General features: G+C 69.0%; 1 protein-coding gene. It reads right to left on the bottom strand.

Features of this window, described 5'->3' with window-relative positions:
• Positions 1 to 448 (bottom strand): MFS transporter (locus GVL52_RS29030; RefSeq protein ID WP_160012740.1); only part of this gene is annotated, 448 nt, incomplete at both ends.

Raw genomic sequence — 448 nt, 5'->3', positions numbered from 1 at the left:
ATCCAGCACCGTGCGCAACCGCGTCGGCACGCCACGCGGAGCGAGACGTGGCAGCGTGAACCACTGGACGGCCAGGGTGACCACCCCCACCGCAGCCGCCGCGAGGAACGCGCTGCGCCAGCCATGGCGTCCGCCCAGGTAACTGCCAAGGGGCACCGCCACCACGGTGCCCAGAGCGATGCCGCTGAAAATGATCGACAGAGCACGCGGCAGCAGCGACGCCGGTACGAGGCGCATCGCCACGGCCGCCGCCATGCTCCAGAAGCCTCCCAACGCGACGCCTAGCAGAATGCGCATGAGGAGCAGCACCGCCAGGCTCGACGAGGCGGCCACCAGCAGGTTCGACAAGATCATCAGCACCGAGAAGCCCAGAAGCACCACGCGCCGGTCGAAAGAACGTGTCAGTCCCGGAACCAGCAGGCCGGCGAACAGCGCCACCACCGCCGTC

The sequence above is a fragment of the Rhizobium sp. 18055 genome, assembly GCF_902706285.1.
In the GTDB taxonomy this organism is placed as follows: domain Bacteria; phylum Pseudomonadota; class Alphaproteobacteria; order Rhizobiales; family Rhizobiaceae; genus Rhizobium.
The sequence above is the reverse complement of the archived record's forward strand: the minus strand, read 5'-3'. Positions and strand labels throughout refer to the sequence as shown.